The sequence below is a fragment of the Shewanella sp. BJSY2023SW005 genome (genome assembly GCF_047314585.1).
GTDB classification, from domain to species: domain Bacteria; phylum Pseudomonadota; class Gammaproteobacteria; order Enterobacterales; family Shewanellaceae; genus Shewanella; species Shewanella algae.
The window spans coordinates 12,123-27,235 of the sequence record NZ_JBKORJ010000012.1 but is presented as its reverse complement, the minus strand read 5'-3'; the positions used below and the strand labels follow the sequence as shown (position 1 = coordinate 27,235).

The 15,113-nt window shown below is 55.1% G+C and carries 11 protein-coding genes; 8 read left to right on the top strand and 3 right to left on the bottom strand.

Going from position 1 to position 15,113, the window contains the following annotated elements:
• Positions 1-16 precede the first annotated feature (16 nt).
• From ACMHXI_RS01570 to ACMHXI_RS01560, 3 genes are all read right to left on the bottom strand, one after another.
• Positions 17-844, bottom strand: a complete 828-nt coding sequence (locus tag ACMHXI_RS01570) for a hypothetical protein (protein ID WP_208135943.1) — start codon at positions 842-844, stop codon at positions 17-19.
• Complete coding sequence (locus ACMHXI_RS01565) at positions 841-1,392, bottom strand: sigma-70 family RNA polymerase sigma factor (RefSeq protein WP_096142720.1); 552 nt, start codon at positions 1,390-1,392, stop codon at positions 841-843. Before ACMHXI_RS01565 ends, ACMHXI_RS01570 begins: the two co-directional genes overlap by 4 nt.
• Before the next feature lie 167 nt (positions 1,393-1,559).
• Entirely contained in the window at positions 1,560-3,512 is a 1,953-nt protein-coding gene (locus ACMHXI_RS01560) for a vWA domain-containing protein (RefSeq protein ID WP_243891922.1), read from the bottom strand.
• 321 nt (positions 3,513-3,833) lie between these two features.
• Here ACMHXI_RS01560 and dauA point away from each other — a divergent pair, with 321 nt between their 5' ends.
• The 8 genes from dauA to ACMHXI_RS01520 all read left to right on the top strand — a co-directional run bounded on the left by dauA (position 3,834) and on the right by ACMHXI_RS01520 (position 15,078).
• Entirely contained in the window at positions 3,834-5,630 is a 1,797-nt protein-coding gene (dauA, locus tag ACMHXI_RS01555) for a C4-dicarboxylic acid transporter DauA (RefSeq protein ID WP_208135945.1), read from the top strand.
• Positions 5,631-5,860: 230 nt separating this feature from the next.
• Positions 5,861-6,946: an alpha/beta hydrolase gene (locus ACMHXI_RS01550; protein ID WP_109248123.1), complete on the top strand. Its 1,086-nt coding sequence runs from the start codon at positions 5,861-5,863 to the stop codon at positions 6,944-6,946.
• 10 nt (positions 6,947-6,956) lie between these two features.
• The gene (locus tag ACMHXI_RS01545) at positions 6,957-8,348 is read left to right on the top strand and encodes an SPFH domain-containing protein (RefSeq protein ID WP_025010940.1); all 1,392 of its coding nucleotides are present in this window, start codon (positions 6,957-6,959) and stop codon (positions 8,346-8,348) included.
• A gap of 98 nt (positions 8,349-8,446) precedes the next feature.
• On the top strand, positions 8,447-9,613 hold the full coding sequence (locus tag ACMHXI_RS01540; RefSeq protein ID WP_243880757.1) for a PQQ-dependent sugar dehydrogenase: 1,167 nt from the start codon (positions 8,447-8,449) through the stop codon (positions 9,611-9,613).
• A gap of 241 nt (positions 9,614-9,854) precedes the next feature.
• Positions 9,855-10,346, top strand: a complete 492-nt coding sequence (gene purE, locus ACMHXI_RS01535; RefSeq protein WP_025010942.1) for a 5-(carboxyamino)imidazole ribonucleotide mutase — start codon at positions 9,855-9,857, stop codon at positions 10,344-10,346.
• Between the two features lies 1 nt (position 10,347).
• Positions 10,348-11,427: a 5-(carboxyamino)imidazole ribonucleotide synthase gene (gene purK / locus ACMHXI_RS01530; protein WP_071239233.1), complete on the top strand. Its 1,080-nt coding sequence runs from the start codon at positions 10,348-10,350 to the stop codon at positions 11,425-11,427.
• Positions 11,428-11,494: 67 nt separating this feature from the next.
• Complete coding sequence (locus ACMHXI_RS01525) at positions 11,495-12,715, top strand: sensor domain-containing diguanylate cyclase (protein ID WP_107005318.1); 1,221 nt, start codon at positions 11,495-11,497, stop codon at positions 12,713-12,715.
• Positions 12,716-12,768: 53 nt separating this feature from the next.
• Positions 12,769-15,078, top strand: a complete 2,310-nt coding sequence (locus tag ACMHXI_RS01520; RefSeq protein WP_208184914.1) for a toxin-antitoxin system YwqK family antitoxin — start codon at positions 12,769-12,771, stop codon at positions 15,076-15,078.
• The last annotated feature ends 35 nt before the right edge of the window (positions 15,079-15,113 follow it).

Sequence of the window (15,113 nt, the reverse complement as noted above, 5' to 3'; positions counted from 1 at the left end):
AGCTCAGTCCTTAGTCTCAGTGATTCTCTTTGGCTTCGAGACTCTGCTCGAGACGCTCAAGCAAGGCTTGCCAGCGCTCGCTCTGCTCCTTATTAAGCACTTGCGCATTCTCGGGCGCCGTATCCTGATGGATAAAGGACTGTTGCTTCAGTTGCAGCTGGGCCGATTCGTTTGGGCTCAAGCTCTTGGCCAAGGTATCCGGCAGCGTCAGTTGATAATCTGCGGCTATGCCTCGCACCAGCACTGCCGCCTGCTCAAGTTCACCGACTTCGATGGCACTTGTCAGCAGATCCAAACGGCCGTCGATATCCCTTGGCAACGCAGTCAGAGCTTGTTGCTGCCTGGGGGCCATTCTCGCTCTTTGCTGCACAGTGTCCTCTGCCACGGCGCGATTCTTTGCAGCACTTTCTTGAGGAGGCATATCCTGTTGCTGAACAGCTTGTTCCTGAGGTGCCGCTCGCTTGGCAGCCATGGGCTGCGGCGCCGCCATAGGTTGCAGCCTGGCGGGCTGCGCCGCATCTTCAGCGCTATCGACCTGCGGGCTGATTTCCAAACTGGCTGGAGCACTAAGCTGCGGCGTCGATGAGTTTCGCAGTTCGGGATTCAGAATAAACAGCCCTGCCACCAGCATCACAGAAGCCGCGGCGGATAGGCCATATCTGTGCTTTTGCCAGAATCCGGGCGCCGGACGGATCACCTCTGGTGCTTGGCGGCAGTTGTCCCTCGCCTGCTGCAGAATTTGCTGATCCAAGGTCTGTGGCGGCTGCTCGACAGCACCTTCACGATAGAGCGCATCTATCTGCGACTCTGGCGTGGCAGCATCATCGCGTTTGTTCTCTGTCATTCAATGCTCTCCTGGGTCTTGCGCCCCAAACAGTCACGCAGGCTCTGATAGGCATAACGTATCCGGCTCTTGGTGGCCTCCAGCGTCGCCCCGGCCACTTCGCTGATCAGTTGCGCCGTCAGCCCGGACTCCTGATTCAGCAAGAAGGCTTCCTTCTGCACCTGGGGCAAGAGGCCGATGCACTCCTTGAGCCAGGCGACCTGACGACTTCGCAGCAGCTCGCTATCCGGCTCGGCGGTTTGTGGGCCCAGCAGATTGGCCTGCGCATCAGGCTCATCCCCATCTATGCTGAGACTGTCGACCGGTTTGACCGCCCGCACATGGTCAATCAGCAGGTTGTGGGCTATCCGGTACAACCAGGTGGTAAACTTGGCGCTGGGTTGATAACTCTGCGCCGCCTTGATCACCCGGCTCCAGGTTTCCTGATACAAGTCTTCAGCCAAGGTCATATCGCTTAACTGGCGGACAAAATACCGATAGAGTCCGCCCTTGTGTTTAAGATAGAGGCGCTCAAAGGCCTGGGCATCTCCGGCGGCATAAGCCAGCATCCAGGTCTCATCCTCTCCACTTGGCAATCCCGTTTGCCTTTGCTGTTCCAAATTCTCTCTCCCCTGGCCGGGCCTATATATTGGCTATTGGGATGAGAGTTTGCCCCCACGCCATTGGACTGTAAACCCCAATGGCGTGACTCTGGGTCTCAGTTTTGCCTATGCCCCTATTCCAGCGGCTTAAATCCGGCGGCTGGCATAAGTTCAAGCATGGGTTCGGACATAGGTTCGGCGCTGAGTTTATCTGCCACGGTTTTGCGTCCGGGTTTAAGCGCGCCTTGCTCGGCCAAGAGTGCAGCGCTGCGAGCCAGGCTGACAAACTCATGTCGATAACCGTATGGGTCCTCGCCCTTGGCCGAATCGGCAAGCTCGGCGACCCGGCGCCAGTCAAAGCCATGCAGATACACTGAGCCGTTAAGCAGTTGCCCAAGCCCGGCTACCGCCGCGGCAAAGCGCAGATCATCACTGGCGAGCGCAAGCGACTTTTGGGCCGAGTCCAGGCGAATGGCATGAGTATAAAGCTGACTCTTGCTGTCTTTGCTGCTGTCACTCAAGGGTGGTTTAGCTCGCAGTTTCAGATAGCCAAGCTCTTCACGGCTATATTTTTCCTTGCCGCTGACAGGGTCGCGACCATAGCGCAATGCATCGTTGGCCAGATTATTTGAATTCGTAAGGCTGAGCTCATACAGGGCCGTCACCACATGCCCTGCGCCCATTTCGGCGGCGTCGACCTTATCGTTGTTGAAATCCTCCCGCTTGAGGGCGCGGTTTTCATAGCCGATGAGGCGATACTCGGCCACCAGCGCCGGGTTGAACTCGAGCTGCACTTTGACATCCGACGCTATGGTCAGCAGGGTGCCGCTACGCTGCTCCACCAGGATTTTACGAGCCTCGTTCAGGGTATCGATATAAGCGTATTGGCCATTACCCTTATCCGCCAACTGCTCCAACATACTGTCGCGGTAGTTGCCTAGGCCAAACCCCAGAGTCGTCAGGCCAATCCCCTGCTGCTTTTGTTGTTCAACCAGCGCCAGCAGCTCCTGCTTGCTGGTAAGGCCCACATTGAAGTCGCCGTCGGTGGCCAGCAGAACCCGATTTACCCCGCCACTGATAAAGTGCTTGCGGGCCAAACGGTAAGCTGTTTGGATGCCTTCACCGCCGTTGGTGCCACCGGCGGCCTTAAGCTCAGCCAAAGCGGCGTCTAAGCTCTCGCTATCGGCGCCATTGATACCGTCCAGTACTACGCCGGCCTCACCGGCGTAGACGACTATCGACACCTTGTCCTGTGAGGTGAGCGTATCGCAGAGCATTTTGATGGCCGATTTCAGCAGCGGCAACTTGTCCTGCGATGACATGGAGCCGGAAACATCCAGCAAGAACACCAGGTTGGCGGCGCCTATCTGACTGGCCGGCACTTCATAGCCCTTAAGCCCGATACGCAGCAGCATCTTGCCTTCATTGTAAGGTGACGGTGCCAGCTCAGTACTGACGGAGAAAGGCTCGCCTTTGTCCGGCTGTGGGTAGTTGTAGTCGAAATAGTTAATCAACTCCTCGACTCTCACCGTGCCTTTGGGGGGCAATGTTCCCAGGTTGATACTGCGCCGCATCAGGCTGTAACTGCCGCTGTCCACGTCGACGGAAAAGGTCGATAACGGCGTTTCGCCCGCCACCATGATGCCGTTGGCGATATACACCTCCGAGCCATTGGCAAGCACTGTGGCGCTGGGATAATTCACATCCGCCAGAGTCAATTCAGAGGGCACGCTCAAGCTTCTTGGCTGGACACTCGGCTTGTACAAAGCCCGCGGCGATGCAGCGGCGCTGATGGCTAACTTCTGGGCTTGCGCATGGGTGACAGCGTTCGCCATATCCTGCCCGGGGTCTTTGCTTGGCAGTACCTCTGTTTCAACCTCAGGGAATTGAGCCTCGCTCGCTTGATTGGCGACCTTGGGTGGCTCATGGGACTGCTGTGGCTGGCAAGCGGCCACCCCCAAACTGCCAACTAAGATGGCCAACAGGCTAAGATGATACCGGCGCCCGGCAATGGCGGCGCTTTGATTTATCCTTATCTTCCCTTTCTGATTTACCTTGCACTTGCCAGGCAACATTATCGCCTTCATAACATTTCTCCATATTCGGCTGTTGTTATTGCAAACGGGCAGCAGAAGCAAAAGGGTTATTGAGCCCCCAATAAATCTTGCCAATAAGCCAAAGCGCTGTTGGATGATGGCGGAGAAACACCAAGCGACCAAGGCAGAGAAAAAGAGACGGGGAAACGTGAGAAGCACAACCTCTTCGACCAAACACACTTTTAACTCAAAAAAAAGCTTAAAATTTAGCTTTTGAGCTACACATCACACAAGGCGGATTTGTAGAAGCCTAAAATAGCGGCTCTTTTTTCCCGGTCACAATCCGGTTCGATTTTCTGGAGCCCTGTCGACGTGCCTCACATAAGCAATTTCAGAACCCAACTCTTTTCTTTGCGCCTGGGCCATGCCCTGCGTGAAGTCATCGCCAAGGAAGGCTATAGTGGAAAGCACTTTGGCCAGGATCTGATGGCCGGGGTCACTGTGGGGATTATCGCCATTCCGTTGGCCATGGCATTGGCTATCGCCAGTGGCGTAGCCCCTCAATATGGTCTCTACACCGCTATCATAGCCGGCTTTATCATCGCCATCACCGGCGGCTCACGCTACTCAATCTCTGGCCCGACCGCCGCCTTTGTGGTGCTGCTCTATCCCATAGCCCAGGAGTTTGGCCTCGCCGGCCTGTTGATGGCGGGGATGATGTCAGGCGTTATCCTGATAGCCATGGCGCTGCTGCGCCTTGGTCGCCTGATCCAATATATTCCCCAGTCGGTGACGCTGGGCTTTACCGCCGGGATAGGTGTGGTCATCGCAGTTTTGCAGCTGAAAGACTTCTTCGGTCTGCCCATAGACAGCATGCCGGAGCAGTTCGGTGAAAAACTGCAGGTGCTGGCACTGGCGCTGCCACAAACCGATTTTCCCAGCTTAGTGGTGGCATTGGTCACTCTGGCTGTCATGCTGCTGTGGCCAAAACTGAAATTGCCGGTGCCGGCGCATCTGCCGGCTATCATTGTCGGCAGTCTACTGGCTTTGCTGCTCGGCAGTTTGGGGCTTGAAGTAGAAACCATAGGCAGCCGCTTCCATTATCTGTTGCCAGATGGTAGCCAGGGCAATGGTATTCCCCCCTTCCTGCCGAGCTTTGAGTGGCCTTGGTTGCAGCCTGGGCCGGATGGCGAACCTCTGGGGCTTTCCTGGCAGATGATTAAAGCCTTGGCTCCGGCTGCCTTTGCCATCGCCATGTTGGGCGCCATCGAATCCCTGCTTTGCGCCGTAGTGCTCGATGGCATGACAGGCAAGCGTCACAGCGCCAACAGCGAACTGCTTGGCCAGGGGATAGGTAATATAGTGGCCCCATTCTTTGGCGGTATCACGGCTACAGCTGCCATTGCCCGCAGCGCGGCCAACGTCAAGGCCGGTGCCTTTAGCCCGGTATCGGCGATTATCCACTCCCTGGTGGTACTCCTGGGGCTGGTGGCACTGGCCGGCTTACTGTCCTTCCTGCCGATGGCTGCCATGGCGGCCTTGCTGCTGGTTGTAGCCTGGAACATGAGCGAAGCCCCCAAGGCCTGGCAACTGCTGAAAACCGCGCCGCGCAGCGATATCTGGGTATTCTTAAGCTGCTTTTTCCTGACAGTGGTGTTCGATATGGTGATCGCCATCTCCTTCGGGATCATGCTGGCGGCCCTACTGTTTATGAAAGAGATCGCCGAGATGACCCGTCTCTACGATATCAGCAACAATAAGCGCTACATCGACCGGCCACTACCGGACGACTGGGTAGTACTGAAGATCAACGGGCCACTGTTTTTTGCCGCCGCTGAGCGCATTTTCGCCGAAATCGCGCAGATGACCCAGGATAAGCAAGTCATAGTGCTCTATATGGATGGGGTGTCCATTCTCGATGCCGGTGGTATGGCTGCGTTGAACAAATTGATACGCAAATGCCAGAGCAACAATACCCGTCTGCTGGTTGCCGATCTGCAGTTCCAGCCCATTAGAACACTGGCCAAGGCCAAGGTTCAGCCTATCGAAGGTGTGCTCAAGTTCTATCCCACCTTGAGAGAGCTGATTGAAGAGCAGGTACCGCAGATAACCGTCGATTCCACGGCACCGGACTCAAGCGCTACCGCCAAGGAGAAACCCGCCCAATAATTTGGCAACGCCGAGCTCTTTTTCTGCCTGCGCCCGGAGTTATCCGGGCGCTTGTTTATCCCGTCAGCAGTTTCAATCACAACTGACTGACACAACTGTAAGAAATTGGCTATCCCCCCACTAAAGTTAATCTGCTAGTATGCGCGCTGATGAAAAGGGCGCTGATTAAAAAGCACAGGATAAAAAAGGCGCAATATTGAATTGCCGCCATATATTGCAAAGGACTGGGGATGCAAGCCAAACAAACAAAGCTCTGTAACCTGTTGAAGCTGGGTGCCGGGCTGGGACTGCTCTGTATGAGCCAATTAGCGCAGGCAGATGAGGGCAAAACGGAAGCGGAGATCCGCTGGCAGGCGTTGAGCCCGATAGCCAACCTGTATCTGAGTCACGCCAATGCGGAAGACTTTATCGCCAAGGGGGATGAAGAAAAAAACCGCTACGACAACTACGCTGGCGCCCTCGCCTATTACCTGATGGCCACAGAGCGCGATAGCAGCAATATCTGGGCGCCCTATCAAGCCGCCGGTACTCTGGCAATGCTGGAACTTAAAGACCAGGCAATCGAAATGCTGCAGTTGGCCGACAGCCGCGGCCTGTGGCAACAGATAATGCTTGAGGAAGACGACGAACTTGCCGGCATCAAGGACTCGGATGAATACCGCGCCGTACTGGATAAGGTTAAACGCCGTTATCCTCAGCATGCAAAAGATGCCGGTACAGCTTATATCTACCGCCCTCAGGGGGCTGCCCCTGACGGTGGCTGGCCTGTGCTGGTCTGGTTATCCGGCTATGGCACAGAAGGCAGTGACAGCGCCCATATGGCCAAACTGCTGACAAGTGAACGGGCAATATTTATCGGGATCAACGGCACGGAAAAGCTCAATGAGCACAGCTTCCGCTGGGCCAGAACCGAAACCGAGTCCAGTCACCAGGCAGTGCAGCAAGCTTTAGCCCTGGCGGCAAAGAACAGCCCTGTCAACAAGCAGAAAGTGGCACTGATGGGCTTTTCCCAGGGTGCCCTTCACAGCGCTCACCTGCTGGCCAAACACCCGAATGATTATGTCGGCGCCCTGCTGCTGTCTGCAGGCGGTATGCAAACCGAAATCAAGGCTTCGGCGCCCGCCGGTAAGCGACTGGTTATCTCATACGGCGAACAGGAGCACAGCAGTAATCTGGCGCTGGATAAACAGCTGGAACAATTTTTTAGCCCGGGTAATCAACTGCAGCTCAAACCGCATCAGGGCGGGCATTTCTTTGATGATGCCTGGCAGCAGAAATACCCGGATTATGTCAATTTCGTATTGGAACTCAATTAAGGAAGATTAGATGGAACTGAAAAGTGCCTCAGGTTTTAAATCCTATTTTACCCCCAAGCGCATTCTGATTGGGGTGGGCGTTTTGGCCGCCCTGGGTATTGCCCAAAGCTCAGTATTGATGACAGATGCCGGTTACACCTATGTGCATCAAAACAATGTTACCGGCTCTTTGGATGTGTTCACCGAGCCCGGCATCCACTTTCGCATGCCGTTTCTGTCGAAAATAACCCGCTATGATCAGGTCGTTACCGTCTCCTTTGGCAACAACCAGGGCGAGGTATTCTACCAACGTCTGCCGGCGCTGCAGGTACGTTTTGCCGATACCTACACAGGCCAGGTACCGGCCACTTTCCGCTTCAAGCTGTCTTATGATCCCGAGCAGCTCAAGACGATGCATCGGGAGTTTCGCTCCAACGACAACCTGATTGACACCATGTTGATCAAGAACGCCCGCAACGTCACTGTGATCACCTCGACCCAATATACCGGCGAAGAGTTTTTCCAGGGCGGCCTCAATCAGTTCAAGGCACAATTGTCAGATCAGCTCAGCAACGGTATCTATACCACTGAGCGGCGCCAGGTTGAAGTCGAGCAGGTGGATCTGGTGCCGGTTGGCTTCGATCAGGAAGATTCCAACAAGCTGCAAGCCACCAAACAATTGGTGTGGAAGACAGTACCTATTACCGACAAGAGCGGTAATCCGGTACGTCAGGACAACCCGCTCAAACATTATGGCATCACGGTCACCCAGGTCACCATTGGCGATCCCAAGCCGGAAGATCAGCTTGACAAGCTATTGACTGATAAGAAAAAACTGGTTGCCGAGCGGATCCGCACCATTCAGGAGCAGGAAACGTCCAAGGCCCAGGCCAAGACAGAGCAGCTGCGCAAAGAGATCCAGCGTACCCGCGAAGTACAGGATGCCCAACGTGCCAAGGAGCTGGCGGTTATTGCCCAGCAAAAAGAGGTTGAAGTGGCGCGGCAAATCGCCGAGCGTGAACTGGTGGAAGAACGCAAGAAGAAAGATATCGCCACCCTGAGCAAGGCCAAGGAGCTGGAAATCGCCCAGGCCAACCTGGAGATCCAGAAAGCCAACTCGGCCTCGGCCATGTTTGAGGCCAAGGCGATCCGTGAAAAAGGGATAGCCGAAGCCGATGTACTGGCGGCGAAATACAAGGCCCTGGGTGCCCATGAGAAGGTGTATCTGGCCGAGCTGAACCGGGATGTGGCCAACTCCCTGTATCAGAACCTGCCCAACTTCAAGGTGGATATGCCGAAGAACTATATCAACGGCAGTGGCGGCAACGGCATGACCTCCAATTTGGACGTGATCACCGGCTTGTCGGCGTTGGGGCTGATGGAAAAAAGCACCGCCCTTGGCAGCAAAGCATCCGCCAAATAACGGGCTGGTTAGAAAGTAAATTGAAGGGAGGCTTAGCCTCCCTTTTTATTCGCCTTCATTTCAGGTCATACTGATATGCCCAACTGCAAGGAGGCCTTATGTCTAAGCATTCATCCGTTTCACTGCGCCCGCTGCACCGCGCTATTTCGCTTGCAGCGGCTCTCTCTATGGCGGCTTTGCTGGCAGCTATTGTGAGTGGCTCTGCACTTGCTGAAAATTCAGCGCCATCGGAACTGAAGGATATCCGCCTGCCCCAGGGCTTTGAGATAGAAGTCTATCTGGATAATGTCGCCAATGCCCGCCAGATGGCGCTTGGCAGCCAGGGCACACTCTTTATCGGCAGTCGCGGCGAAGGTAAAGTCTATGCGGCAATCGATACAGATGCCGATGGCCGCCACGACAAGGTCAAAGTGATCGCCTCCGGGCTCAATATGCCTTCCGGGCTAGCCTTTCGGGACCAGACTCTCTATGTGGGCGCCGTGAGCCAAATTCTCGCCTTTGACAATATCGAGCAGCAGCTGAGCCAGAGTGCTTCCCCGAGTTATCGAATCTTTTATGATGACTTACCCACAGATAAGCATCACGGCTGGAAATACCTCAAGTTTGCCGCCGACGGTCGCCTGTATATACCCATAGGCGCGCCTTGCAATATCTGTGATGCCGGCAGCGACTACAGCAAAATAATCAGCCTGGATCTCCAAAGCAAACAACCAAGGCTCGAAGCCGCCGGTGTGCGCAACAGTGTCGGTTTCGACTTCGACCCTGTCAGTGGCCAGCTGTGGTTTACCGACAATGGCCGCGACATGATGGGAGACGATATGCCAGCCGATGAACTCAATCATTTGAGTCAGCGCGGCCAACATTTTGGTTATCCCTACGTTCATCAAGGGGATACCCTGGATCCTGAATTCGGCAAAGGTAAGCAGCCTGCCGATTTCAGCCCTCCTGAAGTCAAGCTGGGCGCCCATGTAGCGGCGCTGGGGATGACCTTCTATCGCGGCGACAGCTTCCCCAAGGCCTATCACGGCGGCATTTTTATTGCCGAGCACGGCTCCTGGAACCGGTCCAGCAAGGTGGGATATCGAGTGCGTTTCGTGCCGTTAAAACAGGGCAAGGCCGGTGAACCTCAGGTGTTTGCCGAAGGCTGGCTCAAGGGCGAAACCGTATCCGGACGCCCCGCCGATGTGCTGCAGTTACCGGATGGTTCCTTGCTGATAGCCGATGATGCCCAAGGCCGCCTCTATCGCATCTTTTACTCGGGCTGATTTTTGTCCGAAACACAGTGTTCAAGGGCAGCGCGCGCCGTCCTGTCATGATATTATCTGCAGCCATTATCGCCCGGCCTTGGGAACAACGCCGGGTTAAGGAAGCTGCGAACCACGCCTTGCATCCAGGTCTGTAAGCCAACGCAGAGCACGCATGGGACTGGTTTGCACCTTCCGTTACTGTACCCGACCTGGAAACAGGCAAAATATTATAAATAAAATCAGTAGTTAAGGAGTTATCATGCAAGCCCTCGTTGCTGTTGTAATGGGTTCCAAGAGTGATTGGCCCACCATGGAAGCGGCCGCAGAGATCATGGATTCTCTCAAGGTGCCTTACCATGTCGAAGTGGTTTCGGCCCATAGAACCCCAGACAAATTGATGGAATTTGCCGCATCAGCAGCAGACAAAGGATACAAGGTCATCATAGGTGGTGCCGGCGGTGCCGCTCACCTGCCGGGTATGATAGCTTCCAAGACCCGCTTGCCAGTACTGGGCGTGCCGGTACAAAGCAAGGCTCTCAGCGGCATGGACAGCCTGTTGTCGATAGTGCAGATGCCCAAGGGTATTGCCGTGGGAACGCTGGCCATAGGTACAGCCGGGGCATTCAACGCCGGGCTGCTGGCCTGCCAGATGCTGGCAACTCAGGACTCTCAACTGGCCGAGCGCCTTGAAGCCTTCCGCGAAGCTCAAACCCGCGCGGTACTCGATAATCCGGATCCGAGGGAAGACTGAGATGGCTGACAAGAGAGTTTGGGTACTGGGCGATGGCCAACTGGGTGCCATGTTGCGTCATGCCGGCCAACCGCTGGCCATAGATGTCCGCCCCGTGGATATCATGGCACCAAGCGATGAAAAGTTGCCGCTGACAGACACAGATATTATTACCGCCGAGCGTGAGCAGTGGCCGGAGTCCCCTCTGAGCCTGCAGTTGTCGCAGCACTGTCATTTCATCAATGGCCCGGTATTTGGCCGCCTCGCCGACAGATACACCCAAAAATCCCTGCTGGATCAGCTCAAGGTGGCCACTGCGCCTTGGGAACTGCTGGACGATAACACCCAAGCCAATGATCTTTATCACAAATATGGTGAAAGAGTTCTACTGAAACGCCGCACCGGCGGCTATGATGGCAAGGGTCAGCACTGGCTGAAACAAGCCGAGTCGACCACTATCCCGGCCGATTGGCGCAATCAAGCGATTGCCGAACAGGCGATCCCCTTCGATGAAGAGGTGTCTCTGGTTGGGGTTCGCAGCCGCAGCGGCGAGTGCTTCTTTTATCCCTTGACACTCAATCTGCATCAGGATGGCATTCTGATGGCATCAATAGCCCCCCTGGCGCGTCTGCAGCCACTGCAGGCCGAGGCCGAGACTATGCTCAGCAGCATAATGCATGAGCTTGAGTATGTGGGGGTGATGGCGATGGAATGTTTCCGGGTGGGCGATCACCTGCTGGTCAATGAGCTGGCGCCCAGAGTGCACAACTCAGGGCACTGGACTCAGGCAGGCACCCATATGGATCAGTTCCAGTTGCACCTGCGGGCCCTGTGCGATTTGCCACTGATGACGCCTCAGGTTAACTTCCAATGTGTGATGGTCAACCTGATAGGCATAGATAAGGACGACCGTTGGCTGAGCCTGGCCAATGCCGAGCTATTCTGGTACGACAAAGAGGTGCGCCCCGGCCGCAAGGTAGGCCACCTGAACCTGTCGGTACTGGATAAAAACGCGTTGGCCGACAGCATTGCCAGGCTTCAGCAGTGGATGCCGGCGCAATATCAGGCGCCACTTATGTGGATACTGGCGGAGTTTGGCTGACAAACGGGCGGGCACCCTCGCTCACCTCTGACCTTGATTCAAGGTATAACTTTAGGATTCTCAGGATTTGTTGGATCAGAACGGACTCAGAAAGCAGAAGATAGACACATTGGATCTGCGCTATCATCTGCTGCTTCTGTTACTGCCTCTGCTGCTGATAGCCTTACTGTTCTGGGTCACCAGCCCGGCCGGTGAGCTTCCCTGGCTGCAGTGGGGCGGGGTTTCTATCATCTATTTCCTGGCCTACAGCCTGGGCTATTTTGTCCATCAAGGGCGATTGGGCCGACTGTGGCAACACCTGGAGCAGGTGCTGGGGATCAACGAAGCCACCTTCGAATTAGTGCACCTTTCCAGTCAATACGAAACCGAACATGCCTTTCTCAACGCCCTGCTCGGCAAGGCAGTCGCCATGGTTGATGGCGCCGAAATGGGCTCCATCATACTGGTGGAACCCGGCAGCAATAAGCTGCATTTTGAATCTGCACTCGGGCTGGATCTGGCCAAGCTGCAACAGCTGAATATGACCCTGGAGCAGTCTTTCGAATACAGGTTGACCGATGGCCGCTGCAACCGGGTAGTCGTGGTCAACGATATGCGCAAAATCAACGCCCAGAGTAGCCTGAGCGCCGAAGAACAGGCCCTGCTGCTGAGTGCCGCCAGCATTCCCATTCGGGCCACCCTGTCCAGCCCAATCCATATCGATGGTCAGCTCTATGCCATGCTCAACCTCGATAGCTCACTGCTGGCCTGTTTCAGCACCTATGACAGGGATCTGGTGGCTATTTTGACCCGTGAAGCTGCCAATGCCATTGCCCTGTATCAAAAGTCCCGCCAGATCCACCAGTTGGCTAATTTTGACTGCCTGACCGGACTGGCCAATCGCAAGTATTTTGAAGAACAGGCGCAAAAATGGCAGCCCAAGACCAAGCTGGAAAGCATGCTGGTGCTGCTGGATATGGATAACCTGAAAAAGATCAACGACAACCTGGGGCACGGTGCCGGTGACTTTGCCCTCAAGCGTCTGGCAACCGAGCTGAAACGCAGCTGCCCGCCACCGGCCCTGGTGAGCCGATTTGGCGGCGACGAATTTGTGCTGCTCTGCTACGGCAGTGAAAGCTGGCTCAGAGAACGTTTACAGCAGGCCGAGGCCAGACTTGCTGCCGATGAGGTTGCTGTTTATTTCAGTGCCGGCATCGCGCCTTTCAACGGCGATATGGAGTACAGCCTGAAACTGGCAGACAGCCAGATGTACCGGCAGAAAAGAGCCCGCAAGGGTGGGCACGAATAAAGAAACCTGGCTCCCAATGACGGGATTGCTGCAGTAGGTGACAAGGAGAACCGATGCACAAACAGCTCATAATTATGGCGGCGCTGGCCGCAAGCACTCTACCCGTGCTGCAACAGGCGCAGGCGGCACAAAACCTCTCTTCCTTAATGGTGGAAGTTCGCCAGCAGGATGGTATCCCCCATTATTACAATCTGGCCAGTGGCATGCCCCTCAATGGTGAAATATCCATCGTCCGGGACAATCAAGGCTATACCCTGGCGGAGTTCTCCCAGGGCTTGCCCAATGGGCGCTGGCAGGTATTTCACTCCAACAATGCCAAATTGATTGAGGGCCAATATTTCCAGGGCTATCAAAATGGCAGTTGGCGCATGTATGACATCAGCGGCCAGATGAGCGAATTGCAGGTGTTCAACAAGGGCGTGCCGGAAGGGGAATGGCAAACCTTCGACACTAAAGGCCGTCTCAGTGAAAGCGTCTTCTACCGCGACGGTAACAAAGAGCAGGTCAAGCGTTTCTACGCCAGTGGTAAACTCAAGGCCAGCGAAACCTATACCGACAACCTGCGCCATGGTCAGTGGCAGAGCTTCTATGAAAACGGCACCCTGGCCCAAAGCCAGCAATACGCCAACAACCAACTGTCAGGCGACTATCTGGAGCAAAACGCCCAGGGGGTTATCAAGGTCAAGGGCAAATTCGATGCCAATGGCCAACGTCAGGGCGTCTGGCAGAGCTTTTTTGATGATGGCAGCAAAGAGAGTGAGATAAGCTTCAGTGCCGGCGAGCGGGACGGCGAAAGCCTGAAATATCACCCAAGCGGCGAACTGGCAGTCAAATGTGCTTACCGCGCGGGTAAGCGCCAGGGCCAATGTCAGACGTTTGACGACAAAGGGATACTGCTGGGCAATGAGCATTTCAGTGACGGCGAAAGAGATGGCACCCAGGAGTACTTCAACAGTGAAGGCAAACTGGTCATAGAGCAGCACTACAAAAACGGCCTGCAAACCGGTGTACAGAAGCGTTTTCACCCCAATGGCCAGTTGGCTGAGCTGGAATCCTTCCACGACAGCCAATTGAGCGACAACGGTCAATATCCCCGCCATGGCAAGTATGAGCGTTTCGATATCGACGGCAAGCCCCTAGAAAAGTCCCAGTTTGCCATGGGCTTGCTGGATGGGTTGCATCAGCGTTTCAGCGCCGGCGTCCTGCAGGAGTCCAGCCAATGGCAGCAGGGTGAGCGTCACGGCGACTTTATCCGTTACTTCCCGAACGGTAAAAAACGCAGCCTGAACCAATACCAGCACGACAAGCAAACCGGAAAATCCATCCGCTACTTTGAAGATGGCACTGTGCAGGAGCAGGGCGATGTCATTGAAGGCAAGTGGGTCGGCAAATATGAGAGCTTCTACGACAATGGCAAGCCCAGGGAGTTGGCCCACTATGCCAAAGACAAGGCCGCCAAGGATTATCGTTATCCGCTCGATGGTGCCTTCAAGCGCTGGTACGCCAACGGCGATCCCAATGAGGAAGGCGCATATCTCAACGGCGACAAGGACGGGCTCTGGATTCAGTATCGCGAAGGGGTCAAGAGCCGGGAGCAGACCTTTGTCAAAGGCAAACTCAATGGCAAATATGCCGAGTATTACCATGGCCGCCGCCGGGTTACTGGGGAATACCTGGACAATAAGAAGACAGGTACCTGGATAGACTACCGCTACGAAGAGGACGATCCTACCTTCGGCACCATCCCAGAAGGCAATATCAGGATCAAGAGCCTGTGGCAACAGGGTAAGTTACATGGTGCACGCGAGCACTACAGCTTCAAGGGCATCCTTTATCGCAAGGAAACCTATGACAATGGCGATAAGACCGGCAGCTATAGCGAATACTATGTCGACAATGGGCAGCAGAAACTGGCCGGTGAGTTGTTAAAAGGGGCCAAAACCGGCCAGTGGCAAAGCTGGTTTGAAGATGGCATGCTCGCCGCCAGTCAGGAATTCAAGGACGATGTACTGCACGGCAAATCTGAGCAGTACTACAGTAACGGCCAGTTAAAACAGCAGGCCAACTACTGGCAGGGAAAACTCGATGGCAAACTGAGCCAGTACTTCCAAAATGGCAAACCACAGAGCCATGAGCAGTGGGTCAAGGGCCAGAAAGAGGGTGAAGCCAGTTACTTCCACAACAACGGCAAGCTGGCCGAGAAAGGCACCTTCCTCAGGGACAGAAAAGAGGGGCTGTGGCAGACTTTCTGGACCAATGGCGAGAAGCGTACCGAAGGCAGCTATATCAGCAATCGTGAATCCGGCGACTGGAACTTCTACGACCAGTTCGGCAAGCTGATAAAGACAGAACACCACGGCTGATAAAACGGCTGGCTCATCTGTAGAGAACCCAAAAA

Bases quoted from the DNA above. Each gene is read 5' to 3' on its own strand.
- purE (WP_025010942.1), top strand. From the start codon at position 9,855: ATGCAAGCCCTCGTTGCTGTTGTAATGGGTTCCAAGAGTGATTGGCCC.
- ACMHXI_RS01545 (WP_025010940.1), top strand. From the start codon at position 6,957: ATGGAACTGAAAAGTGCCTCAGGTTTTAAATCCTATTTTACCCCCAAG.
- ACMHXI_RS01520 (WP_208184914.1), top strand. From the start codon at position 12,769: ATGCACAAACAGCTCATAATTATGGCGGCGCTGGCCGCAAGCACTCTA.
- ACMHXI_RS01550 (WP_109248123.1), top strand. From the start codon at position 5,861: ATGCAAGCCAAACAAACAAAGCTCTGTAACCTGTTGAAGCTGGGTGCC.
- ACMHXI_RS01565 (WP_096142720.1), bottom strand. From the start codon at position 1,392: ATGCTGGCTTATGCCGCCGGAGATGCCCAGGCCTTTGAGCGCCTCTAT.
- purK (WP_071239233.1), top strand. From the start codon at position 10,348: ATGGCTGACAAGAGAGTTTGGGTACTGGGCGATGGCCAACTGGGTGCC.
- ACMHXI_RS01560 (WP_243891922.1), bottom strand. From the start codon at position 3,512: ATGAAGGCGATAATGTTGCCTGGCAAGTGCAAGGTAAATCAGAAAGGG.
- ACMHXI_RS01540 (WP_243880757.1), top strand. From the start codon at position 8,447: ATGTCTAAGCATTCATCCGTTTCACTGCGCCCGCTGCACCGCGCTATT.
- ACMHXI_RS01570 (WP_208135943.1), bottom strand. From the start codon at position 844: ATGACAGAGAACAAACGCGATGATGCTGCCACGCCAGAGTCGCAGATA.